The organism is Novosphingobium endophyticum, from assembly GCF_014640675.1.
Classification (GTDB): domain Bacteria; phylum Pseudomonadota; class Alphaproteobacteria; order Sphingomonadales; family Sphingomonadaceae; genus Novosphingobium; species Novosphingobium endophyticum.
Window position 1 is genome coordinate 1 of record NZ_BMHK01000113.1, and the last position, 644, is coordinate 644.

Sequence of the window (644 nt, forward strand, 5' to 3'; positions counted from 1 at the left end):
CTTCGCCCCGTCGCCATCTTCGAGGAACTGCGCCGCCGATATCCCGAGACCGAGTTCGGCTCCCGGCGAACCCTGGAGAGGCGTATCCGCGACTGGCGCGCCCTGAACGGTCAGGATCGGGAAGTCATCTTCAGACAGGTGCATGAGCCCGGCCGGCTCGGCATGTCCGATTTTACGTGCATGAACGACCTGAAGGTTTCCATCGCCGGGGTGCCGCTGGATCACTTGCTCTATCATTTTCGCCTGCCCTGCGGTGGCTTCGAGCATGGGCATGTCATCCTTGGCGGGGAGAGTTTCGTCGCCCTCGCCGAAGGGCTGCAGAACGCGCTCTGGTCGGCGGGCGGAGCGCCGAAGCTCCACCGTACCGACAGTCTGTCGGCCGCTTTTCGCAATCTCGACGCCGATACGAAGGCCGACCTGACCAGGCGTTACGACGCTCTGTGCGCCCATTATGGGATGGAGCCGACACGCAACAACACCGGCGTTGCTCACGAGAACGGTGCGATCGAGAGCGCCCATGGCCACATCAAGGCCGTGGTGAAGGATGCGCTGCTGCTGCGCGCAAGCGCGGACTTCGCCGACCTTGCCGATTATCGCCGCTTCATCGACGAGGTCGTAACCGCGCGGAACCGGCGCCATGGTCC

At 64.1% G+C, this 644-nt stretch carries 1 protein-coding gene; it reads left to right on the forward strand.

The features are described 5' to 3' along the window. Positions 1-644, forward strand: a 644-nt coding sequence (gene istA, locus IEX32_RS20470) for an IS21 family transposase (protein WP_188773366.1), incomplete at both ends; no start/stop codon positions are given.